Source organism: Paraburkholderia sediminicola (assembly GCF_046027355.1).
Classification (GTDB): Bacteria; Pseudomonadota; Gammaproteobacteria; order Burkholderiales; family Burkholderiaceae; genus Paraburkholderia; species Paraburkholderia sediminicola_B.
The window spans coordinates 1-23,183 of record NZ_JAQQEK010000050.1 but is presented as its reverse complement, the minus strand read 5'-3'; the positions used below and the strand labels follow the sequence as shown (position 1 = coordinate 23,183).

General features: G+C 63.8%; 21 protein-coding genes. 13 read left to right on the top strand and 8 right to left on the bottom strand.

Going from position 1 to position 23,183, the window contains the following annotated elements; translation table 11 throughout:
* The first annotated feature begins 1 nt into the window (after nucleotide 1).
* A complete protein-coding gene (locus PQR42_RS42145; protein WP_408392510.1) occupies nucleotides 2-1,579 on the top strand; it encodes an efflux transporter outer membrane subunit in 1,578 nt (525 codons plus the stop codon).
* A 159-nt stretch (nucleotides 1,580-1,738) separates the two neighbouring features.
* Here the strand turns inward: PQR42_RS42145 and PQR42_RS42140 are convergent, their stop codons facing one another.
* The gene (locus tag PQR42_RS42140) at nucleotides 1,739-3,148 is read right to left on the bottom strand and encodes a nucleobase:cation symporter-2 family protein (protein ID WP_408392507.1); all 1,410 of its coding nucleotides are present in this window, start codon (nucleotides 3,146-3,148) and stop codon (nucleotides 1,739-1,741) included.
* A gap of 425 nt (nucleotides 3,149-3,573) precedes the next feature.
* On the opposite strand from PQR42_RS42140, the gene PQR42_RS42135 reads away from it, so the two are divergent.
* The 3 genes from PQR42_RS42135 to fghA all read left to right on the top strand — a co-directional run bounded on the left by PQR42_RS42135 (nucleotide 3,574) and on the right by fghA (nucleotide 7,195).
* Nucleotides 3,574-5,004, top strand: a complete 1,431-nt coding sequence (locus PQR42_RS42135) for a xylulokinase (RefSeq protein ID WP_408392504.1) — start codon at nucleotides 3,574-3,576, stop codon at nucleotides 5,002-5,004.
* 217 nt (nucleotides 5,005-5,221) lie between these two features.
* On the top strand, nucleotides 5,222-6,328 hold the full coding sequence (locus PQR42_RS42130) for an S-(hydroxymethyl)glutathione dehydrogenase/class III alcohol dehydrogenase (RefSeq protein WP_132373288.1): 1,107 nt from the start codon (nucleotides 5,222-5,224) through the stop codon (nucleotides 6,326-6,328).
* 15 nt (nucleotides 6,329-6,343) lie between these two features.
* The gene (gene fghA, locus PQR42_RS42125) at nucleotides 6,344-7,195 is read left to right on the top strand and encodes an S-formylglutathione hydrolase (RefSeq protein WP_408219892.1); all 852 of its coding nucleotides are present in this window, start codon (nucleotides 6,344-6,346) and stop codon (nucleotides 7,193-7,195) included.
* A 59-nt stretch (nucleotides 7,196-7,254) separates the two neighbouring features.
* Here fghA and PQR42_RS42120 read toward each other — a convergent pair whose 3' ends face one another.
* The 4 genes from PQR42_RS42120 to PQR42_RS42105 all read right to left on the bottom strand — a co-directional run bounded on the left by PQR42_RS42120 (nucleotide 7,255) and on the right by PQR42_RS42105 (nucleotide 10,450).
* Nucleotides 7,255-8,037, bottom strand: coding sequence for a metal ABC transporter permease (locus tag PQR42_RS42120; protein WP_408219894.1), 783 nt, complete (start codon nucleotides 8,035-8,037; stop codon nucleotides 7,255-7,257).
* Entirely contained in the window at nucleotides 8,030-8,941 is a 912-nt protein-coding gene (locus PQR42_RS42115) for an ABC transporter ATP-binding protein (RefSeq protein WP_408392501.1), read from the bottom strand. The genes PQR42_RS42120 and PQR42_RS42115 overlap by 8 nt, the downstream gene beginning before the upstream one ends.
* Nucleotides 8,938-9,894: a metal ABC transporter solute-binding protein gene (locus tag PQR42_RS42110; protein WP_408392498.1), complete on the bottom strand. Its 957-nt coding sequence runs from the start codon at nucleotides 9,892-9,894 to the stop codon at nucleotides 8,938-8,940. The genes PQR42_RS42115 and PQR42_RS42110 overlap by 4 nt, the downstream gene beginning before the upstream one ends.
* Before the next feature lie 61 nt (nucleotides 9,895-9,955).
* Nucleotides 9,956-10,450 (bottom strand): Fur family transcriptional regulator, encoded by a 495-nt coding sequence (locus tag PQR42_RS42105; RefSeq protein WP_408392495.1) that lies wholly within the window; start codon nucleotides 10,448-10,450, stop codon nucleotides 9,956-9,958.
* 331 nt (nucleotides 10,451-10,781) lie between these two features.
* Between PQR42_RS42105 and PQR42_RS42100 the strand changes: the two genes are divergently transcribed.
* The 7 genes from PQR42_RS42100 (at nucleotide 10,782) to PQR42_RS42070 (ending at nucleotide 17,203) form a co-directional block, all read left to right on the top strand.
* Nucleotides 10,782-11,564 (top strand): L-iditol 2-dehydrogenase, encoded by a 783-nt coding sequence (locus PQR42_RS42100; protein ID WP_408219906.1) that lies wholly within the window; start codon nucleotides 10,782-10,784, stop codon nucleotides 11,562-11,564.
* A gap of 72 nt (nucleotides 11,565-11,636) precedes the next feature.
* On the top strand, nucleotides 11,637-12,959 hold the full coding sequence (locus PQR42_RS42095) for an ABC transporter substrate-binding protein (RefSeq protein WP_408392530.1): 1,323 nt from the start codon (nucleotides 11,637-11,639) through the stop codon (nucleotides 12,957-12,959).
* A 164-nt stretch (nucleotides 12,960-13,123) separates the two neighbouring features.
* Nucleotides 13,124-14,059 (top strand): carbohydrate ABC transporter permease, encoded by a 936-nt coding sequence (locus PQR42_RS42090; protein WP_310814025.1) that lies wholly within the window; start codon nucleotides 13,124-13,126, stop codon nucleotides 14,057-14,059.
* A gap of 38 nt (nucleotides 14,060-14,097) precedes the next feature.
* On the top strand, nucleotides 14,098-14,931 hold the full coding sequence (locus PQR42_RS42085) for a carbohydrate ABC transporter permease (protein ID WP_085966707.1): 834 nt from the start codon (nucleotides 14,098-14,100) through the stop codon (nucleotides 14,929-14,931).
* Nucleotides 14,928-15,641 carry an HAD family hydrolase gene (locus tag PQR42_RS42080; RefSeq protein WP_408392492.1) on the top strand — a complete coding sequence of 238 codons (714 nt, stop codon included), beginning with the start codon at nucleotides 14,928-14,930 and terminating at the stop codon, nucleotides 15,639-15,641. Before PQR42_RS42085 ends, PQR42_RS42080 begins: the two co-directional genes overlap by 4 nt.
* Nucleotides 15,642-15,738: 97 nt before the next feature.
* The gene (locus tag PQR42_RS42075) at nucleotides 15,739-16,848 is read left to right on the top strand and encodes an ABC transporter ATP-binding protein (protein WP_408219916.1); all 1,110 of its coding nucleotides are present in this window, start codon (nucleotides 15,739-15,741) and stop codon (nucleotides 16,846-16,848) included.
* 58 nt (nucleotides 16,849-16,906) lie between these two features.
* Nucleotides 16,907-17,203 (top strand): DUF1330 domain-containing protein, encoded by a 297-nt coding sequence (locus PQR42_RS42070; protein WP_408219919.1) that lies wholly within the window; start codon nucleotides 16,907-16,909, stop codon nucleotides 17,201-17,203.
* Nucleotides 17,204-17,221: 18 nt separating this feature from the next.
* Here the strand turns inward: PQR42_RS42070 and PQR42_RS42065 are convergent, their stop codons facing one another.
* The 3 genes from PQR42_RS42065 to dalD form a co-directional block, all read right to left on the bottom strand.
* Nucleotides 17,222-18,169, bottom strand: a complete 948-nt coding sequence (locus PQR42_RS42065; protein ID WP_408392489.1) for a sugar-binding transcriptional regulator — start codon at nucleotides 18,167-18,169, stop codon at nucleotides 17,222-17,224.
* A gap of 90 nt (nucleotides 18,170-18,259) precedes the next feature.
* Complete coding sequence (xylB, locus tag PQR42_RS42060) at nucleotides 18,260-19,741, bottom strand: xylulokinase (RefSeq protein WP_132373316.1); 1,482 nt, start codon at nucleotides 19,739-19,741, stop codon at nucleotides 18,260-18,262.
* Between the two features lie 158 nt (nucleotides 19,742-19,899).
* Nucleotides 19,900-21,312 carry a D-arabinitol 4-dehydrogenase gene (dalD, locus tag PQR42_RS42055; protein ID WP_408392486.1) on the bottom strand — a complete coding sequence of 471 codons (1,413 nt, stop codon included), beginning with the start codon at nucleotides 21,310-21,312 and terminating at the stop codon, nucleotides 19,900-19,902.
* 384 nt (nucleotides 21,313-21,696) lie between these two features.
* On the opposite strand from dalD, the gene PQR42_RS42050 reads away from it, so the two are divergent.
* Together PQR42_RS42050 and PQR42_RS42045 are read left to right on the top strand one after the other, a co-directional pair.
* Nucleotides 21,697-22,677: an AraC family transcriptional regulator gene (locus tag PQR42_RS42050; RefSeq protein WP_408392483.1), complete on the top strand. Its 981-nt coding sequence runs from the start codon at nucleotides 21,697-21,699 to the stop codon at nucleotides 22,675-22,677.
* Nucleotides 22,678-22,762: 85 nt separating this feature from the next.
* Nucleotides 22,763-22,894: a hypothetical protein gene (locus tag PQR42_RS42045; RefSeq protein WP_408392533.1), complete on the top strand. Its 132-nt coding sequence runs from the start codon at nucleotides 22,763-22,765 to the stop codon at nucleotides 22,892-22,894.
* Nucleotides 22,895-23,183 lie beyond the last annotated feature (289 nt).

Here is a 23,183-nt window from a genome sequence, read left to right as displayed (position 1 = left end):
GATGCAAAAACACTCTCTGATTGCAGTGGCGGTCGCGCTGTTCGCCGCGGGTTGCACGATGGCGCCGAAGTACGAGCGCCCGGCCGTGCCCACGACGAGCACCTTCCCGACCGGCGGCGTGTATGACACGCAGCCGGGCGCGACCCAACCGGGCGCGAGCCAGTCGGACGCGACCCAGTCGGGCAAGCAACAGCCCGGCGCGACAAATGCCGCCCGTAGCGCGAACGGCCAGGCCGCCGCGGATATCGGCTGGCGCGATTTCTTTGTCGATCCGCGCATGCAGCGGCTGATCGAGATCGCGCTGAAGAACAACCGCGATCTGCGCGTGTCCGTGCTGAACATGCAGGCGTCGGCGGCGCAGTTCCGTATCGTTCGCGCCGGTTTGTTCCCGACGCTCGACGCTTCGGCTTCGCAAAGCAAGTCGCGTACGCCGAAAGACCTGTCGTTCTTCGACCAGACGATTTCCAACTCGTACTCGGTCGGTCTGAACGCGTCGTGGGAAATCGACTTCTTCGGGCGGATTCAGAGCCTGAAGGATCAGGCGTTGGCGCAGTACCTGGCCACGGCTCAGGCGCGCAAGGCGGCGGAAATCTCGCTGGTCTCGCAGGTGGCGAACCAGTACATGACGGTGCTCGAACTCGACGATCTGCTGAAGGTCACCGAGAACACGTTGAAGACTTCGCAGGAATCCTATCGGATCGCCAAGCTGCAGTTCGACAACGGCACGGGCTCGGAACTGGATCTGCGTCAGTCGCAAACGGTGGTCGAGCAGGCTTCGGCCAACCTGCAGCAGCAGCAGCGTCTGCGGGCGCAGGCGGATAACGCACTCGTGCTGCTGGTCGGCGAGCCGTTGCCGGACGACCTGCCGCCGGGCATGACGTTGGACAGCCAGAATCTGCTCACGGATATTCCGGCGGGTCTGCCGTCCGATCTGCTGACGCGTCGTCCGGACATCATGGAGGCCGAAGAGAATCTGCTGGCCGCCAACGCGAACATTGGCGCGGCGCGCGCGGCGTTCTTCCCGAAGGTCTCGTTGACTGGCAGCTTCGGTACGCTGAGCCCCTCGCTGGGCGGTCTGTTCAAGCCGGGTTCGGCGGCGTGGAGCTTCGCGCCGTCGATCACGCTGCCGATTTTCGAGGGCGGACAGAATCTCGCCAACCTCGATCTCGCCAACATCCAGAAGAAAGTCCAGATCGCCACGTACGAAAAGGCGATCCAGTCGGCCTTCCGCGATGTGGCGGACGGACTGGCGGCACGCGGCACGTACGATCAGCAGATCCAGGCGCTGGAGCGCAATACCTTTGCGGAACAACGCCGGCTGGATCTGTCGAATCTGCGTTACACGAACGGCGTCGACAGTTATCTGGCGGTGCTGATCGCGCAGACCGATCTGTATCAGGCGCAGCAGTTGCTGGTGGTCGCCCGCATGGAACGTTTGCAGAACCTCGTGACGTTGTATCAGGCACTCGGCGGCGGCTGGATCGAACGCAACGGCGAGCAGCCGCGTCCGGCTGACGCACCGGTCGACTACGGTGCGGCGAGCGCGCCGGTGGCGGCTTCGGCGGCCACGGCGGGTTAAGACGTGTAGCCTCCGGCGCGTCGAGCGGTTTCAGTTTCAGCAGGAACCGCCTTGCGCAGCCGGACATAAAAAAAACGCCACGGCATGCCGTGGCGTTTTTTTATCCGTAGCGCTCGCGCGATCTCTCGTTCGCGCGGGCGCCTAAGCGTTGCGTGCCGCTCAGTGCAGATCCGCTGCGCGCAGCATCTCGTCGCCTCGCGGTTCGTTGCCGCCACGCCCGTCGAAATCGTGGCCGGCGCTGCGAATTTCGCACTGCGCCTTCTTCTCGCTTTTGACGCCGTTGAAGATCAGGTTCAGTACGACCGCCGACACCGAAGCCAGCAGAATCCCGCTGTGCAGCAGCGGCGAGAGCGCCGGCGGCAGCTTCGAGAAGAAGTGCGGCGACACCACTGGCACGAGACCCAGGCCGATACTGACCGCGACGATGAACAGGTTGTGGTGGTTCTTCACGAAATCGACCTTCGACAGCACCTTGATGCCGTTCGCCGCGACCATGCCGAACATCACGATGCCCGCGCCGCCGAGCACGAAGGCCGGCACCGAGGCAACCACTTGCGCCATCTTCGGGAACAGGCCCAGCAGCACCAGGATCACGCCGCCCATCGCGCAGACAAAGCGGCTCTTCACGCCGGTGACGCCGATCAGGCCGACATTCTGCGAAAACGAGGTATGCGGGAACGAGTTGAAGATGCCGCCGATCAACGTGCCCAGGCCGTCGACACGCAGACCGCGCACCAACGTCTTCTGATCCACCGGACGGTCCACCATGTCGCCGACCGCGAGGAACATGCCGGTCGATTCGATGAAGGTGACGAACATCACGGTGACCATCGTCGCGATCGACAGCGGATCGAAGTGCGGCAGGCCGAAGTGGAACGGCATGACGAAGCCGACCCACGGCGCGTGCGTGACGCCTTCCATATTGACGCGGCCGAGCGCCAGCGCGATTACGAAGCCCGCGACAATGCCGAGCAGCACCGAGATATTGGCAAGGAACCCCTTGGCGAACTTGTTGATCAACAGAATCAGCATCAGCACGATCAGCGAGAGGCCGAGATAGATCGGATTGCCATAATCAGGATTGCCCACGCCGCCGGCCGCCCAGTTGATGCCGACTTCCATCAGCGACAAACCGATCACCGAGATCACCACGCCGATCACGACCGGCGGGAAGAAGCGCAGCAATTTGCCTACCGCCGGCGCGAGCAGGATACCGACCACACCGGCCGCGATCGTCGAGCCGAAGATGTCGAGAATGCCGAGCGAGGGATTGGTGCCGATCGCGACCATCGGACCGACGGCCGCGAACGTGCAGCCCATGATGACCGGCAGACGAATGCCGAAAATCCACAGTCCGAGCGTCTGAATCAGCGTGGCGATGCCGCAGGAGAAGAGATCGGCGCTGATCAGGAACGCGATCTGGTCTTTCGGCAACTTGAGCGCCGCGCCGATGATCAGCGGCACCGCGACTGCACCGGCATACATCACCAAAACGTGCTGAATGCCGAGCGTGAGCAACTGGCCTGCGGGCAGTCGCTCGTCGCACGGGTGAACCGTGTTCGATTGCATATCGTCTGTCTCCACCATCTTAGTTTTGAGATGGCTCCAAGGTATCGGGGACGAAAAAGCACAACAAGACCACTGGGGCCTATTCCGGCATTCCCGGTGGCGATATGCGTGGGGGCCGTTTGAAAGCCAAAAGAAATGTGCGGACCTGGTCCATGGGCGGTCAGCCCCTTGCACTGGCGATGCGAGGCCATGCGTCGCGCGAGCCCGGCTTGACGCGATATGTGTGAGAATCAATGAGGTGTATCTCGCTCACCGCATAGTCCCATTTTGATGCGGCTTGCGGCGTAGGCGGGTTAACCCGCGATTCGGGATTTTCGGCGGGCGTTTGCGCGCGTTTCCCAAGCGCTGCGACGACGCGGAAAAATACGCTTTTCGGGCAGCTTTCGCGTGCCCATACCCATCCTTATTTTGACGCTCTATCGCCCATGAGTTTTCTCGGCATCGACCTCGGCACCGGTTCCCTCAAAGTAGCAATCGTCGACGAGAACGGTCGCGAGCAGGCGGTGGCGAGCGTCGCTTATCCAATCGAAACGCCGCATGCGGGTTGGGCAGAGACCTCGGTGCAAACATGGTGGCGCGCGCTCTGTGAAGCCGCCGCGCGTTTGCCTGATGGATTGCGCCGCGATGTGCGCGCCATCGGCTTTTCCGGACAGATGCACGGCGTCGTCCTGATCGACGCGGCGGGCGAGGCCGTGCGGCCCGCCATGCTGTGGCCCGACACGCGTGCGCTGGCTTTGCTCGATGCGTGGCCCGAGCCGCAGCCGAATCCGGTTGCGCCGGGTATGGCCGGTCCGCTGTTGCGCTGGATCGTGCTGCACGAACCGCAGTCCGCGCGCCGCACGCGCTGGGCGCTGCAACCGAAAGACTGGCTGCGCGTCGCGTTGGGTGGCGAGGTGGCGACCGATCCGTCCGACGCCTGCGCGACTGCGCTCGCCGATCCGGCCGGCGTGTGGGACGTGGCGTTGCTCGACCGCCTCGATATTCCGCGTGAGTGGTTTGCGCCGTTGGCGCCATCCTATGCCGCGGGTGGCGTGTTGTCGGAGCAGGCAGCGCAGGCGCTGGGTTTGCGCGCCGGCATCGTGCTCGCGACAGGCGCGGCCGATACGCCTTGCGCCGCACTCGGTAGCGGCCTGGCGCGTGACGGCGACGCATTGCTCACCACCGGCACCGGCGGACAAATTGTCGTGCTGGCCGAGCACGCACCCGCGGCGGTCAAGGGCTTGCATCGTTATCGGGCGGCGAGCGATCACTGGTATCGCATGGCGGCGATGCAGAACGTCGGCATCGCGCTTGAACGTGTGCGCGGGTGGTTATCGTATGAATGGGCTGACGCGTATGGTGATGCGTTTGCCGATACGACGACGGCATCCGGCCTCACGTTCCTGCCTTACCTCACCGGCGAACGCACGCCCTGGCTCAATCCGATGGCGCGCGGCGGCTGGCTCGGCCTCGCCCTCGATCACACGCGCGGCACGATGATGCGCGCCGCGTTCGAAGGCGTCGCGTTCTCGCTGCGCGCCGGGCTCGATGCGATTCGCGCGAGCGGCGCGACGGTGAGTGCATTGAAGCTGGCGGGAGGCGGTTCCGTCGACGCCCGCTGGCGCCAGTTGCTCGCCGATGCGCTGAATGTCGAACTGCACGCAGTCGATTGTCCGAACGCCGCGCCGTGTGGCGCGGCGATTCTCGGCGGCCTCGCGAGCGGGCACTGGCACGCGCGCGATCTCGCCGCGCTCGCGCCGGGCGCGACGCGCGTCGCCGGTCCGCAAGGCGATGCTGCGCTCGCCAGGCGCTATGCGCGCTTTATCGATCTCTACGGACGAGTCGAAACATGGTTCACGGACACGCCGTCGCGATGAGCGAAGGTCATGTCAGGTTCAGACAATGCCGTGACGCACTTTGCAATACCATGACGTTTCTCGCACGCTAAGGTATGGCTCGGCACATTGCGCCGCGTGGCAATGACGCCCTCAATGGCGCACGAATCAACCGTAGCCCCGAATCGCAACACAAGCGCGCCGCCACGCAGTCCGCCGCGGCGCGCCTTGCCTTGACAGACTCACAGGAGCATTCACGATGAAGACCAAAGCAGCAATCGCATGGAAAGCCGGCGCGCCGTTGACGATCGAGGAAGTCGATCTGGAAGGGCCGCGCGCCGGCGAAGTCCTGATCGAAGTGAAGGCCACGGGCATCTGCCATACCGATTACTACACGCTCTCCGGCGCGGACCCGGAAGGCATCTTCCCGGCGATTCTCGGGCATGAAGGCGCGGGCGTGATTGTCGATACCGGTCCCGGCGTCGGTACGCTGAAGAAGGGCGATCACGTCATTCCGCTCTACACGCCGGAATGCCGTCAGTGCAAGTTCTGTCTGTCGCGCAAGACCAATCTTTGTCAGGCGATCCGTTCGACGCAAGGCAAGGGTTTGATGCCTGACTCGACCTCCCGTTTCTCACTCGATGGCAAGCCTTTGTTTCACTACATGGGCACGTCCACGTTTTCGAACTACATCGTCGTGCCGGAAATCGCGGTCGCGAAGGTGCGTGAAGATGCGCCGTTCGACAAGATCTGCTACATCGGCTGCGGCGTGACGACGGGTGTTGGCGCGGTCGTGTATTCGGCGAAGGTCGAGGCGGGGGCGAACGTGGTGGTGTTCGGCCTCGGCGGCATCGGGTTGAATGTGATTCAGGGCGCGAAGATGGTCGGCGCGGACAAGATCATCGGCGTCGACATCAATCCGGGCCGCGTCGAACTCGCGAAGAAGTTCGGCATGACCCACTTCATCAACCCGAATGAAGTCGAGAACGTGGTCGATCACATCGTGCAGCTCACCGATGGCGGCGCGGACTACTCGTTCGAATGCATCGGCAACACAAAGGTGATGCGTCAGGCGCTCGAATGCACCCACAAGGGCTGGGGTCAGTCGTTCATCATCGGCGTGGCGGCGGCAGGCGAAGAGATCAGCACGCGCCCGTTCCAGTTGGTCACGGGCCGCGAGTGGAAAGGCTCGGCGTTCGGCGGCGCGCGCGGCCGCACCGACGTGCCGAAGATCGTCGACTGGTACATGGAAGGCAAGATCAATATCGACGATCTCATCACGCACCGTCTGCCGCTCGAACGCATCAACGAGGGCTTCGATCTGATGAAGAAGGGCGAGTCGATCCGCTCGGTCGTGCTGTACTAATCCGGGAGCCTCGCCATGCTTGAACTCTTGTCGTCGCATGCCTGTCATGGCGGCGAGCAGCGCATTTATCGGCACGACTCGCAGACCATCGGTCTGCCGATGCGCTTCTCCATCTATCTGCCGCCGCAGGCTTTGCAAGCCAACGCGAACGTGCCCGCGCTGTTCTATCTCGCGGGTCTCACGTGCACCGAGGAAACGTTTCCGGTCAAAGCCGGCGCGCAACGTTTCGCCGCGCAGCACGGCATCGCGCTGATCGCGCCGGATACCAGTCCGCGCGGCGCGGGCGTGCCGGGCGAAAGCGCGGCGTGGGACTTCGGCGTGGGCGCGGGCTTTTACGTCAACGCCACGCAGCAGCCGTGGGCGCAGCATTATCGGATGTACTCGTACGTGCGCGACGAACTGCGCGAAACGGTGCTCGCGAATCTGCCGGTGGACGGCGCGCGCCTTGGCATCTTCGGGCATTCGATGGGTGGTCACGGCGCGTTGATGCTGGCGCTGCGTAATCCGGAGATCTATCGATCGGTGTCGGCGTTCGCGCCGATTGCCGCGCCTTCACTATGCCCGTGGGGCGTGAAGGCGTTCAGCGGGTATCTGGGCGAAGACCGCGAAGCGTGGAAGCAGTACGACGCGAGCGAACTGGTCGCGCGTACGTCGCGCAAGTTCTCGGAAGGGATTCTGGTCGATCAGGGACTCGCGGATCAGTTCCTCGCCGAGCAACTGAATCCGGACGTGTTCGAAGCCGCTTGCCAGGCCGCGGGTCAGCCGCTGACGTTGCGCCGTCATGCAGGTTACGACCACGGCTATTACTTCATCTCGACGTTCATCGAGGACCATCTCGCGCATCACGCGAAGGTGCTGCTCGGCTGAAATCACGCAGGACGATGGCAGTGGCGTGCGGATACGCCGCTGCCGTCGTTCTCGCCGATTCAATGCCGTCTCAACAAACTCCCGCCATACACCAGCGCCGACAGCACGGTGATCCAGAAGCTCGTCGGCCAATCGGTATAGAACGCGAGCGTCAGACCGAGCCACGCCTGCAGCAGCGCAAACACAGCGGCGAGCACCAGACCCGCTGATAACCGCGTCGTCACGTTTTGCGCGGCGGCGGCCGGGCCGACCATCAGCGTGAACACCAGCAACACGCCGACGATCTGCGTACACGCCGCCACGGCGAGCGCGGCAATCGCGAGAAACAGCACGGACACGAGGCGCAACGACACGCCCTTGGCTTCGGCCAGTTCCGGCTGCAACGAAGCGAACAGCAGCGGCCGCATGATCGCCGCGAGCGCCAGCAAACTCACGACGCCCAAGCCCGCGAGCACGCCGAGCGTCGACGTATTCACGCCGAGCACGTTGCCGAACAGCAGCGCGGTGACCTGGGTCGCGTACGCGGTGAAGAAGTGCAGGAACAACAAGCCGAAACCGAGCGACAGCGAGAGGATCATGCCGATCGCCACATCGCGTCCGGCGAGGCGTTCGCCGAGCGCGCCCATGCCGACGCCCGCCGCGAGCGTGAAGCCGATCATCCCCCAGATCGGCGAGATGCCGATCAGCACCGCGCCGGTCGCGCCGGTGAAGCCGACGTGCGAAAGCGCGTGGCCCGCGAAGGTCTGTCCGCGCATCACCAGAAAATAGCCCACCACGCCGGCCAGCACCGCGACGATCCCCGACGCCGCGAATGCGTTCACCATGAAATCGTATTCAAACATCGTGCGTGTGTCCGTCGCGTGAGTCGTGCTGATGTGAGTGGCCATGCGAGTGGCCATGCGAATGGCTGTGGCCGCCGTTCTCGTCGTGTTCGTGCTCGTGATCGTGCTTTTCCACTTCGACGTCGCCCGACATCACGAAGATGCGGCCGTTCACACGCATCACGTCGATCGGCGAGCCATAGAGGCGCGACAGGACCGGCCGGGTGATCACTTCGTCGACGGTGCCGAGCGCCGCCACCCCGCTGCCGAGATACAGCACGCGATCGAGCGCGTGCAGCAGCGGGTTCAGTTCATGCGCGGAAAACAGCACGGCGATGCCGAGTTCCTGCTGCACGCGCCGGACCAGTTCGACCACGCTCTTCTGATGATGCGGGTCGAGGCTGATCAGCGGTTCGTCGAGGAGCAGCAGTTTCGGGTTGCCGAGCAGGCATTGCGCGAGCAGGAGCCGCTGACGCTCACCGCCCGACAGTTCCGACAACGGCCGCTCGGCCAGCTTGCGGCCGCCCACCAGATCCAGCACGCGCTCGACATCGGCGCGCGTGGCGGCGTCCGCATGCGGCAAGCCCCAGCGGTGACCGTCGGCGGCCATCGCGACGAAATCGCGGCCGCGCACGCGGCGTCCGGCGAGCGCACTGCGCGTCTGCGGCATATAGCCGATCGACGCATTGCCGCGCTCGACCGGTTGTCCCAGCACGCGGATCGCGCCTTGAGCGGCAGGCACGAGGCCGAGCACGGCGCGCATCAGCGTCGTCTTGCCCGCGCCGTTCGGCCCGAGCACGCCGATGAATTCGCCCTGGTTCACCACGAAGCCGGTGTCGCGCAGAATCGTGCGGCCACCGAGTTCGAGCGTCACGTGCTCGAGTTCGAGCACGGGTGCCGGCGCGCTGCGGCCAGTCAGAGTCATTGGGTTTTTCCTTTCGCGCCTGATGCCGCTGCGTTCGCGTCGCCCGCTGCCAACGCCGTGCCCAACGCGTCGAGCTGCGTCAGCATCCACGTCTGATAGGTCTCGCCGGCCGGTTCGGTCTCGGTGACGCTCATGGTCGGCACCTTCGATTGCTGCGCGAGCTTCAACATGCGTTGGGTCAGGGCCTCGGTTGCCTGGCTGTTATAGATCAGAACACGGACGCGCTTCTCGCGCAGATCGCGTTCGAACGCGGCGATATCGGCCGCGCTGGCTTCGGTGTCGTTCATGGTGGCGAGCTGGAAGCGCAGATTGCGCATGGTCAGGCCCACCGCGTCGGACATATAGCCGAACACCGGCTCGGTCGCCGTGACCGGCACGCCCGCGTAGCGGCCGTGCAGTTCGGCGATCCTGGCGTCGACCGGTTTCAGCGAATCGAGAAACTTCGCGAGGTTCGCATCGTACGCCGACTTGTGCGCCGGGTCAGCCGCGACGAGCGCCTCGCTCACCGCGCGCGCCACTTTCGGCATGGTGGCCGGGTCGTACCAGAGGTGCGGATTGTCGCCGCCCTTCTTGCCGGTGAGATCGGCCGCGACGATCGTCACGCGCTTCGCGCCCTTCGACGCCGCCAGCAATTTTGCCATCCACGGATCGTAGTCGGCGCCGTTGTAGACCACAAGGCTCGCATGCTGCAGCGCACGCGCCGTTTTCGGGCTGGCTTCGAACAGATGCGGGTCCTGGTCCGGATTGGTGAGAATGCTCGTCACGTCGACGCGATCGCCGCCGAGTTGCTGCACCACGTCGCCGTAAAAATTCTCTGCCGCAACCACAGGAATTTTTGCATCCGCGGCCATCGCGGTGTGGCCGAAGGCGAGCACGGCGGCGCTCACGGCGAGGTACTTCGACAGCTTCAGCGCACGCTGCGCCCCGTTCAACATTGAGCCGATTTTCTTCATTGTTGTGTCCTGCTGCGTGAGAGTTGAATGAATCACTGACGTTAGGAAGGGCGTGCCGGCTCTACGCCGGCTTTGTGCCGGCGGAAGCACCCGCGGGCCGCGCCGCGCGGGCACACAGCGCGCACAGACCGCTCAGTTCGACGACCTGCCGATGCACTTCGAAACCATGCGCCGGCGCGCTATGCGACAACTGTTCGGCGAGGTCGTCGCCGGGAATCTCGACGGTCGCGCCGCAGCCGTCGCACATCAGAAACTGGCTGCGATGCGGCACGCCGACTTCGCAACAGGCCACGAACGCATTCTTCGATTCGATCCGATGGACGAAGCCGTGCGCGAGCAAAAAATCCAGCGCGCGGTAGACGGTCGTGGGCGGCACACGGCCGCGCTGCGGCTCGAGCGCGTCCAGCAGTTCATAAGCGCCGATCGGCCGCTCGCTGGCGACAATCGCCGCATACACCTGACGACGCAGCGGCGTCAGCGCGAGCCCGTGCAACGCGGCATGCGCTTCGGCATGCGCGAGCCGCACGGCGTGGTGTTCTGCAATCGAGGTGGCCATCGGCGGATGCTCCTGACGAAATGGCAATCAAGCGAAATCGCAATCAAGCGGCTTCGAAGCGAAGCGAGGTCGCAATGATATAACGTATCTCGAAATTTTGTCAGCAGCGTCAGCAGAAAGCAGATTGGCTGTCCTCGATTTCTCGTCTTGGTGTTGTTCGAGGCAGACGGCGAGTGCCGGTCTCCTGCCGCGCTGCACCATCGAAATCTGCTCGGGCGCCTTGACATGGCCCGGTGCGTATCCGATCATTCGATCACCAACAGAGCAATTGTTCGCGCGACGAGCGTTCGCTCACAGCGCCTCAAGAAGCGAAACGAACCGGAGACGAGCAGTGGCGGCACGATTGCAAGACAAGGTGGCCATTCTGACGGGTGCCGCAAGCGGAATCGGTGAAGCCGTGGCCCGCCGGTATCTGGACGAGGGCGCGCGCTGCGTGCTGGTCGATGTGAAGCCGGCGGACAGTTTCGGCGACACCTTGCGCACCGCTTATGGCGATCGTTTGCTGACCGTGAGGGCCGACGTCACGCGCCGCGACGATATCGAGCGCATCGTGGCGAGCACGCTGGAGCGTTTCGGCCAGATCGACATTCTCTTCAACAACGCGGCGCTCTTCGACATGCGCCCGATCCTCGACGAGTCCTGGGACGTGTTCGACCGCCTCTTCGCGGTCAACGTGAAAGGCATGTTCTTCCTGATGCAAGCCGTTGCGCAAAAGATGGTCGAACAGGGTCGTGGCGGCAAGATCATCAATATGTCGTCGCAAGCCGGCCGGCGCGGCGAAGCGCTCGTGTCGCACTACTGCGCGACCAAGGCGGCCGTGCTCAGCTATACGCAATCCGCGGCATTGGCGCTCGCGCCGCACAAGATCAATGTGAACGGCATCGCGCCGGGCGTCGTCGATACGCCGATGTGGAACGAAGTCGACGCGCTCTTCGCCCGCTATGAAAACCGGCCGCTCGGCGAGAAGAAGCGCCTCGTCGGCGAAGCGGTGCCGCTCGGCCGCATGGGTGTGCCGGACGATCTGACCGGCGCCGCCCTGTTTCTCGCGTCGGCGGATGCCGACTACATCACCGCGCAAACCCTGAACGTCGACGGCGGCAACTGGATGAGCTGAGTCCGCGCCGTTCATCGTCATTTTCGTAGAACAAACGCTGCACTACATAACGTACGAGAAAGGAGACAACACATGAAGCCAGCCCTCAAATCCACGCTAAAGGCGGTCAGTGCCGGCGCTGTCGCATGCTTTGCATTGAGCGCGTCGGCGGCCACGGTGACGATCGCCACGCTGAACAATCCGGACATGATCGAGTTGAAGAAGCTCTCGCCCGAGTTCGAAAAGGCGAATCCGGACATCAAGCTGAACTGGGTGATTCTCGAAGAAAACGTGCTGCGTCAGCGCGCCACCACCGACATCACGACCGGCAGCGGCCAGTTCGACGTGATGACGATCGGCGCGTACGAAACGCCGCAATGGGGCAAGCGCGGCTGGCTCACGCCGCTCACCAATCTGCCCGCTGACTACGATCTGAACGACGTCGTGAAGACGGCCCGCGACGGCCTCTCGAGCGGCGGCCAGTTGTACGCGCTGCCGTTCTACGTCGAAAGCTCGATGACGTATTACCGCAAGGACCTGTTCGCGGCCAAGGGTCTGAAGATGCCCGATCAGCCGACCTACGAACAGATCGCGCAATTCGCCGACAAGCTCACCGACAAGGCCAACGGCATCTACGGCATCTGTCTGCGCGGCAAGGCGGGCTGGGGCGAGAACATGGCTTACGGCACGACGGTGGTGAACACCTTCGGCGGCCGCTGGTTCGACGAGAAGTGGAATGCGCAGCTCACCTCGCCGGAATGGAAGAAGGCGATGACCTTCTACGTCGATCTGCTGAAGAAGGACGGCCCTCCGGGAGCGAGCTCGAACGGCTTCAACGAGAACCTCACGCTGATGTCCTCCGGCAAGTGCGGCATGTGGATCGACGCCACGGTTGCCGCCGGCATGCTCTACAACAAGCAGCAATCGCAGATCGCGGACAAGGTCGGTTTCGCCGCGGCGCCGATCGCGGTCACGCCGAAGGGTTCGCATTGGCTGTGGGCTTGGGCGCTGGCGATTCCAAAGTCGTCGAAGCAGCCTGACGCGGCGAAGAAGTTCATTACGTGGGCCACGTCGAAGCAATACATCGAAATGGTCGCGAAGGACGAAGGCTGGGCCTCGGTGCCGCCGGGAACGCGTAAATCCACCTACGCGCGTCCGGAGTACAAGCAGGCCGCTCCGTTCGGCGACTTCGTGCTGAAGGCGATCGAAACGGCGGATCCGGAGCATCCGACGCTCAAGCCGGTGCCGTACACCGGTGTGCAGTTCGTCGGGATTCCTGAGTTCCAGTCGTTCGGTACCGTGGTCGGTCAGAGCATCTCCGGCGCGATTGCCGGTCAGATGACGATCGATCAGGCGCTGGCAGCCGGCAACGCCACCGCGGATCGCGCGGTGAAGCAGGCCGGCTACCAGAAGTAAGCCACGATAGTCATGTGGCACGCGCCGGCTGACGCCCGTCAGCCGGCCCACGCAGCACAGCGGGCCGTCCCCGCCGCGCATGCGCCGCGACATCGCAAAGTGTCGCCGCGGCGTTCATGCGGTTTCGGGCGGCGGTCCGCGCATTACCGAACAGGTGGTCAATCATGCGTCCTCTGCGCCTACCTATCATGCATGCCCATCCCCAGACAGAAAAAGAACGCGAAACCCGCAAAGCCAATTCCGCCCGCTGGCTAGTTTCACCTTCGGTCGCGGTCCTGGTGCTGTGGATGGCGATTCCGCTCGCGATGACGATCTGGTTTTCGTTCTCGCGCTACAACCTGTTGAATCCGGATCTGAAAGGCTTCGCGGGTTTCGACAACTATAAATACCTCGCCAGCGATCCGTCGTTCGGCCCTTCGATCGGTCACACGCTCGAACTGATCATCTCGGTCCTCGTGATCACGGTGGTCGGCGGCGTGCTGATGGCGATCCTGTTCGACCGCAAGTTCTACGGCCAGGGGATCGCGCGGCTACTCGCCATCGCGCCGTTCTTCGTGATGCCGACCGTGAGCGCGCTGATCTGGAAGAACATGATCCTGCATCCGGTGTACGGCCTGATCGCGCAGGGCATGCGCGCCATGGGCATGACGCCGATCGACTGGTTCGCGCAATATCCCCTGACGGCGGTGATCATGATCGTCGCGTGGCAGTGGCTGCCGTTTGCTTTCCTGATTCTGTTCACGGCGATCCAGTCGCTCGATCAGGAGCAGAAGGAGGCGGCGCGCATCGACGGAGCGGGTCCGTTCTCGATGTTCTTCTACATCACGCTGCCTCACCTGAAACGGGCGATCGCGGTGGTGGTGATGATGGAGACGATTTTCCTGCTGTCGATCTTCGCCGAAATCTATACGACCACGGGCGGCGGTCCGGGCACCGCGACCACCAACCTGTCGTACCTGATCTATTCGCTGGGCCTGCAACAGTTCGACGTCGGTCTCGCGTCGGCGGGCGGCATTCTCGCTGTCGTGCTGGCCAATATCGTGTCGTTCTTCCTCGTGCGGATGCTCGCGAAGAACCTGAAAGGGGAGTACGAAAAATGAGCCAGGTTGCCTCTACCCCGGTGTCGAACTCGACTGCCATGACCGTGCCGGCGAAGTCGCCGTTCGCCGCGATTCGCCGCGGCATTCCCGGCGTGATCGCCTGGCTCGTCGCCCTGCTGCTGTTCTTTCCGATCTTCTGGATGACGATCACCGCATTCAAGACGGAGCAGCAAGCCTATGCGTCGTCGCTGTTTTTCATCCCGACGCTCGATAGCTTCCGCGAGGTGTTCGCGCGCAGCAATTACTTTTCGTTCGCGTGGAATTCGATACTGATCTCCGCGGGCGTGACGATTCTGTGCCTGATTCTCGCGGTGCCGGCTGCCTATGCGATGGCGTTCTTCCCGACTCGCCGCACGCAGAAAGTACTGCTGTGGATGCTGTCGACCAAGATGATGCCGTCGGTCGGCGTGCTGGTGCCGATCTATCTGCTGTGGAAAAACAGCGGGTTGCTGGATTCGGTGTCGGGCCTCGTGATCGTCTACACGCTGATCAATCTGCCGATCGCGGTGTGGATGTCGTTCACGTACTTCGCCGAAATTCCGCGCGACATTCTCGAAGCCGGGCGGATCGACGGCGCCGCGACGTGGCAGGAAATCGTCTATCTGCTGATGCCGATGTCGCTGCCTGGGCTCGCATCGACGGCGCTGCTGCTCGTGATCCTGTCGTGGAACGAAGCGTTCTGGAGCATCAACCTGTCGAGTTCGAACGCCGCGCCGCTGACGGTGTTCATCGCTTCGTATTCGAGTCCTGAAGGACTGTTCTGGGCCAAGCTGTCCGCCGCTTCGCTGCTGGCGGTCGCGCCGATCCTGATCGTCGGCTGGCTGTCGCAGAAGCAACTGGTGCGTGGCCTTACCTTCGGGGCGGTCAAATGACGGCAGGCACGAGTGGAAGCACGCTCGCCGGCAATTTCGCACTGATCTGCGATTGCGACGGCGTGCTGATCGACAGCGAAGCCGTGGCGGCGCGCATGCTGGTGCACGAACTCGAAGCGCGCTGGCCCAACACCGACGTCGAACCGGTGGTGCTGCCGCTGCTCGGGTTACGCATCGAGAAAGTGCTGGAAGGCACCGCGGCGCAGCTCGGCAAAAGCCTCAGCGCCGACGATATCGATGCGATCCGTAGCGCGGTGGAAGAAGCGGCGATGCAGGCGCCGACGGTCGAAGGCATCGAAGCCGCGCTGGCTCAGGTGCCGATCACCAAGGGCTGCGCGAGCAACAGCTTTCGCCCGTATGTGGAAACGGTGCTGGAGCGCACGGGCCTCGTGAGGTTTTTCGGCGACCGCCTGTTTTGCGCCGATGCGGTGCCGAATCCGAAGCCCGCGCCCGACGTCTATCTGGCGGCGGCCAAGGGTCTCGGACTCGCGCCCTCGGCGTGCCTCGTGGTGGAGGACAGCGTCACCGGCGTGACGGCGGCGAGCGCGGCGGGCATGACGGTGCTCGGCTTCATCGGCGGCGGTCATGCGAGCGACGCGCAGATCGACAAGCTGCATGCAGCCGGCGCGCGTCACGTATTCGACGACATGCAGCAGTTGCCGGAACTGGTCGCGCAATGGACGCTGAGTGCGACGGCGGCCGCGCCGTAAGCGGCGGCATCGAAAAGCGAATCAACGTAGCCGCCTGGAAAACTCAGGCAACCGAAACATCGGACAAGCAACACATAGCATTACACGGAGACACATCATGGCAAGCGTAACTCTGCGCAACATCAGGAAGGCGTACGACGAAAACGAAGTGATGCGCGACATCAACCTCGATATCGCGGACGGTGAGTTCGTCGTGTTCGTGGGCCCGAGCGGTTGCGGTAAATCGACGCTGATGCGGATGATCGCCGGCCTCGAGGATATCAGCGGCGGCGATCTGACCATCGACGGCATGCGCGTGAACGACGTTGCACCCGCCAAGCGCGGCATCGCGATGGTGTTCCAGTCGTATGCGCTGTATCCGCACATGACGCTGTACGACAACATGGCGTTCGGCCTGAAACTCGCCGGCACCAAGAAGCCGGAAATCGACGCCGCCGTGCGCAACGCGGCGAAGATCCTGCACATCGACCATCTGCTCGATCGCAAGCCGAAGCAGTTATCGGGCGGTCAGCGTCAGCGCGTGGCGATCGGCCGCGCGATTACGCGTAAGCCGAAGGTGTTCCTGTTCGACGAACCGCTGTCGAATCTCGACGCCGCCTTGCGCGTGAAAATGCGCCTCGAATTCGCGCGTCTGCATGACGAACTGAAGACCACGATGATCTATGTGACGCACGATCAGGTCGAGGCGATGACGCTGGCGGACAAGATCGTCGTGCTGTCGGCGGGCAATCTGGAGCAGGTCGGCAGCCCGACCATGCTGTATCACGCGCCGGCCAACCGTTTCGTCGCGGGATTCATCGGTTCGCCGAAGATGAACTTCATGGAGGGCGTGGTGCAGTCGGTCACGCACGATGGCGTCACGGTGCGCTACGAAACCGGCGAGACGCAGCGTGTCGCGGTGGAACCGGCGGCGGTGAAGCAGGGCGACAAGGTGACGGTCGGCATTCGCCCCGAGCATCTGCATGTCGGCATGGCCGACGACGGGATTTCGGCCCGCACCATGGCAATCGAGTCGCTCGGCGACGCGGCGTATCTGTATGCGGAATCGGGCGTCGCGCCGGACGGACTGATCGCGCGGATTCCGCCGCTCGAACGTCATACCAAGGGCGAGACGCAAAAACTCGGCGCCACGCCGGAGCATTGCCATCTGTTCGACAGCGCAGGGAAAGCATTCCAGCGTAAGATCGTCGAAGTGCTAGCCGCGTGATGATTGGGAAAGCGGCGGGCGCGCCGCTTTCCTTTCAAATCACGCTCCGGAAACGCTCATGGCCGCCTACGTTGTCATTACGCGCGAGAAAACCCTCGACCCCGCGAAGCTGGATGAATACAAACAGATTGCGCCTGCAACCTTCGAGCGGCATCCGGTGATGATGCTGGCGAGCCACGGGCGCAAGGAAGTGGTGGAGGGTCCGCCGATCGACGAAATCCTGATCCTCGAATTCGCCAGTTACGACGAAGCACTCGCGTGGTATCGCAGCCCGGAGTACCAGGCCGTCAGCGAGACGCGTCTGCAGGGCGGGGAATATCGGATCATCATCACCGAAGGCCTGACGGCGATGTAGCAGGGCAAGACCGTCCGCTCACGCCTCGAGCGCGGCCCTCGCGCACGATTCATCAGTGACGAGCCCCGAAAGCCAGCCGCCTTTGAGCACTGCGATCAGCGCCTCACGCTTGCGCTGCCCGCCGGCGAAGCCGATGGTCGGCCGCCGCGGCGGCGCGTCGAGCGCGATGCTCGTCACGCGCCGGCCGGTCGGCGACTCGACGTGTGCGCCGGCTGCATCGATCGGCAGGCCGAGCATTTCAGCCACCGCGCCGTTCTGCATCAACTCCTTCACTTCCGCCGACGTAATGAAGCCGTCTTCGTGCAGCGGACATTTCGGCCCGATATTGCCGATGCCGACGAACGCCACGTCGGCCTGCGCCGACAGCGATTCGACAATCCGGTAAAGCCGGTGATTGCACCACTGCGCGCGTTCCGCCTCGCTATCGGCGAGCAGCGGCGCGGGCAGCAGAAAATGCTTGCCGCCCGTCTTCTCCGAAATGTGCAGCGCGACGTCATAGCGGTTCGAGGAGCCGTCCTGGGCGATCGCCCCGACCATCGATACCAGCCGATGCTGCGGACGGTCCAGTTGCGCGATCTGATCGACCGCGGCCTTCAGCGTCCGGCCGCTGCTCACCGCGACCACCATCGGTTTTTCCTCGCTGAGATAGCGCTCCATCACCTGCGCGCCGGCCACCGCCAGTTTGCGGTCGACTTCCTCCGACGTATCGCTGTCGATCGGCACCACTTCGCACATGCTCAGGCCGTAGCGCTTCGACAGTTGATCGGCGAGCGCGAGGCAGTCTGCCAGTTTGTGGTCGACGCGCACGCGAATCAGATTCTTCTCCACCGCGAAGGCGACCAGCCGTTGCGCGACCGGGCGCGACACCTGGAGCTTCTCGGCGATCTCGTTCTGGGTATTGCCGGCGACGTAGTAAAGCCACGCCGCGCGGGTAGCAAGATCTAATTTTTCTGTGGACTTGGGCACGGTGACGGTTCGCTTGAAGTGCGCCGATGATAGCAGCCGGTCCCCGCGCTTCAACCAATCCCTGCGCGGAAACCGGCCGCGGATTGCCGGTCAGGCAAGCGGCTGCCGCGCGGGGTCGAACAACGGCCGCACGTGGCGGTAAAGCGCGCGATACGCTTCGAGCCGCGCGCGCAGTTCGGCATGGCGGCGCGGGTTCGGCGTGAACTCCTTGGCGATCGGCGGCTTGGTCAGCACCGTGGCCGGATCGCCACCGGCGGCCAGCCAGCCGAGGCGCGCCGCGCCGAGCGCCGCGCCGGTCTCGCCGCCGCCATGCTTGCGGGTGGCGGTGTCGAGCGCGTCGGCGAGCAACTGGGCCCAGTAGTCGCTGCGGGCGCCGCCGCCGAGCAGGGACAGTGCCTTCGCTTCGGTACCGGCTGCGCGCAGCGCGTCGAGGCCGTCGGTGAGCGCAAGCGTGACGCCTTCGAGCACCGCGTAGCCGAGCAACGCACGATCGGTTGCGTGAGTCATGCCGAAGAACACGCCTTGTGCATACGGGTCGTTGTGCGGCGTACGTTCGCCGGACAGATAGGGCAGGAAGAGCGGCGCGGTGTTCAACGCGTCCGCGGGCAGCGCCTCGATTTCGGCGAGCAGGGTCGGCTCGTCGGTGGAAGTGAGTTTGCAGACCCAGCGCAGACAGCTCGCGGCGGACAGCACCACGCTCATCTGATGCCAGCGATCCGGAATCGCGTGACAGAACGCATGCACAGCGGAAGCGGGATTCGGCCGGAAGCTGTCGCCGACCACGCACAGCACGCCCGATGTGCCGAGCGAGACGAAGCCGTCGCCGGGTTGCGTCGCGCCGATGCCGATCGCGCTGGTGGCGTTGTCACCGCCGCCGGCCGCGACGATCACGCCGTCGCTCAAACCGAATTCGCGCGCGACTTCGGGCAGCAGCGTGCCGGACGGCTCACTGCCTTCGCACAGGCTCGGCATCTGCGCACGCGACATGTTGCAGGCCGCAAGCAGCGAGTCGGACCAGTCGCGTTTGGCGACATCGAGCCACAGCGTGCCGGCCGCATCCGATGGATCGGACACCTTGCCGCCGGTCAGTTGCAGGCGCAAGTAATCCTTCGGCAGCAATACGCAGGCGGTTTGCGCAAAAATCTCGGGCTCGTGACGCGCGACCCACAGCAGCTTCGGCGCGGTGAAACCGGGCATGGCGAGATTGCCGGCCACGCTGTGCAGCTCCGGCGCGCGCTCGGTCAGTTCCGCGCATTCCTTGTCGCTGCGCATGTCGTTCCACAGGATCGCGGGCCGCAGCACGCGGTCCTGCGCATCCAGCAGCACGGCGCCGTGCATCTGACCCGACAGGCCGATGCCACGAATCTGCGCGAACTCGTCGGGATGCTTCGCGCGCAACGCGGCAAGCGCGGTACGCGTGCCGGCCCACCAATCTTCGGGATTCTGCTCGGCCCAGCGCTGATGCGGGCGCGAAACGGTGAACGGTGAGCCTGCGGTGCCGATCACGCGTCCGTCGGAGGCGAGCAGCAGAACTTTCACTTCGGACGTGCCGAGGTCGATGCCGAGATACATGGGCGCGGAACCTTCGTCGTTGGAGATGCGCTACTTTAGCCGCACATGGCGCGCCGTGCCATGCGCATTAAGCCTGGCTGAGCGTGGCTTGGCGTGGCACGTGCGCGCTTCGATGCCGCGCGGTGCGCGGCCCTTCTGAATCGTGAAGTCAGCGGCGCTCAAACCGCGCCGCGTTTGGCGAGCCATACATCGACGCGCGCCAGTGCGCCCTCTAACGCCGATTCCAGTTCCGGCGTCTGCGCCATGCTGCCCCACAGCAGCCGGTCGGCGGCGAACGCTTTCAACGGGTCGGGCGCCTCGAAGAAAGCACGCGCCACGCGTTCATCCATCACGCCGTCCTGATACGCGTAGGGCAACTCGCCGGCGTTCCAGCGATCGAGAAAGCGGAAGAACAGCGCGGGCAGCATCGCAGTCGCCGCGGGCGTGACGCCGCGCTCGAAACACTCCGACAGCGTCGGCGCGATAAAGCCGGGCAGCTTCGAGAAGCCGTCCGCCGCGACGCGCTGGTTCGTGTCCTGGATATAAGGATTGCTGAAGCGCTCGAGCACCACGTCGCGATAGCTTTCGAGATCGAGCGGACTAGGCGTGAGACACGGAATCACGTCTTCGGTCACGTATTCGTAGGCGAATTTGTTGATGTCCGCGTCGAGCGTGCCTTCGTGAATGTAGTTCAGCCCGACCAGCGTACCCGCCCACGCGATGCAGCTATGCGTCGCGTTGAGAATGCGGATCTTCGCTTCTTCATACGGCATCACCGAGTCGACCAGTTCCGCGCCGACGTTTTCCCATGCCGGACGTCCCGCGATGAAGTTGTCTTCGATCACCCATTGGATGAACGCTTCGCCCATCACCGGGCAGGCGTCGTCGACGCCGGTGGTGGCCTTGACGCGTTCACTCACGTCCGGCGTGGGACGCGGCGTGATGCGATCGACCATCGAACTCGGACTGGCGGTGTTGTCGTCGCACCATTGCGCCAGGTCGGCAGCGCCGCGCCGTTCGAGAAACTCGCTCATGCCCGCATGGAAACGCTCGCCGTTGCTGCGCAGGTTGTCGCAAGTCTGCAGCGTGACCGGGCCCGCGCCGCCTTTCATGCGCGCGTCGAGAATCGCGGCCAGTGCACCGTAAATGGTGGTGTGGCCGCCTTTGAGATCGGCGGCGAGATCGGGGTTGGCGGTGTCGAGTTCGTCCTGCTCGTCGAGGTAATAGCCGCCCTCGGTGACGGTGAACGCGATGATCTTGCAGGCCGGATCGGCGCCTGCTTCGATCAGCGCGTCGAGGCTCTCGGTCCACGGCACGACGCGTTCGATCGAGCGAATCGTCTCGTACGCGCGCTCACCTTGAGGCGTGACGGTCTCGAGCGTGTAGACGCCGTTTTGCGCGGCGAGCGCTTCGAGCACCGCATTCATGTCGCTGCGGATATTGCCGACCGTGAGCGACCAATGCGGCTCGCCGGGCACCTTGGCCTCGTTCAATCGATGGAGATACCACGCCTGATGGGCGCGATGAAACGATCCCGCGCCGATGTGCAGGATCACGTGTGCGGCCGCGCCGCTGTCTTGCCCGCTGTTCATGTGCGTCTCCTGAATGTCCTTGCTCGCACGGCTCGTCGCGTGCGTTTCTTCTTGAGATGGAGCATTTGCTCTGCATGTGAGCGAATGATCGTACCCGGCGAAACGAAAGTCAAGGCGACCGCGTACGGTTTTTGTGGCGCAGCGCGGCGTGGCGCGGCTTTTCGGTGTGCCTCACGGTGCACCGTGGTGTGATGGCGGCGCGTTGCCGCGCGTATTGCATTGCATCAAATTTGACATCGAGCGCGCCAGGACTAACCCGAATGCAAAAAAGTATTGGTCCGCGGTCTCATTTTTAGTGGTGGATCACGCGTTAGAAGACTACTTTTCGCTATACAAGACGAAAGACCAGCGGCGCTCCAAGTCGCCGCTTCATGGAGACAGACAGTGCAACCCGATCTCGAACTCGTGGCCGTACGTCGTGACGAATCGTTCAAAGTATGGTCGCACGGCTATCCGTACCGTACGGTGCGCTGGCACTTTCATCCGGAATACGAAATTCATCTGATCGTGGCGACGACCGGCAAGATGTTCGTCGGCGATCACATCAGCAGCTACACGCCCGGCAACCTCGTGTTGATGGGGCCGAACCTGCCGCACAACTGGGTGAGCGACGTGCAGGAAGGCGAGACCATCGCACAGCGCAATCTGGTCGTGCAGTTCGGGCAGGAGTTCGTGTCGAGTTGCATCGACAGTTTTCCGGAGTGGCGTCAGGTCGAAGCGCTGCTCGCCGATTCGCGTCGGGGCATCTCGTTCGGCGTGCAAACGAGCGCGGCGATCCAGCCGCTGTTCCTTGAATTGCTGGCAGCGCGCGGACTGCGTCGGCTGGTCCTGTTCATGTCGATGCTCGAAATCCTGATGAACGCCGAGGATCGCGAGACGCTCGCGAGTCCCGCTTATCAGGCCGATCCGAGCAGCTTCGCGTCGACGCGCATCAATCACGTGCTGTCGTATATCGGCAAAAACCTCGCGAACGAGCTGCGCGAGTCGGACTTGGCGCAGCTCGCGGGCCAGAGCGTCAGCGCGTTCTCGCGTTATTTCCGCCGGCATACCGGGCTGCCGTTCGTGCAGTACGTGAACCGCATGCGTATCAACCTCGCGTGCCAGTTACTGACGGACGACGATCTGAGCGTCACCGATATCTGTTTCAAGGCGGGCTTTAACAACCTGTCGAATTTCAACCGACAGTTTCTCGCGGTGAAGGGCATGGCGCCTTCGAAATTCCGCCGCTATCAGCAACTGAACGACGCGAGTCGCGACGCCTCCGAAGAAGCCGCGGCGCGCGGCGTGGGTATCGACGACGCGCCCGCCATCGTGCTCGCGCCGGGTCTGCCGCGCAGCGCCGCCGCTGCTTATCCACCGACGTAGTCCCGAGCTCAGGCTTTCCGCCGAAGCGTTTCATTTCACCTGCGTTTCGACACGTATCGCGCTGTCCCACGACAGCGTGAGGGACGTGCTCACTTTCATCCACTCGCTCACCGACGGTTACGGCTGTGATGTGTATATTGAAACCACCGGCGCGCCGATCGGCGTGAATCAGGGCATGGACCTGATTCGCAACACGGCACGGCACGGCAGAGCATGACGCGGCGAGTGCGACGGAGCGTGGCACGGCGGGATAGGGCATAGCGCGGCATGGCACGGGGAGGTATGGCGCAGCCGACGACCCCCACCGCACGCGGACAAGCCCACGGTTTTGAGCCGACCGTTCCGGCGAGCGCGTCGCGCGAGGCGGGAAGAATGAGCGCCTTGTCACTGACGCGGAATGTGCGAGAACTCAGATTCCAGATGCACCACTATCGCGACTGTGCGGGGGACCCGCTTATGAGCTTACGGTGTGAAGCCGCTTTCTTTGCCTACTTTCTTTGCGGCAA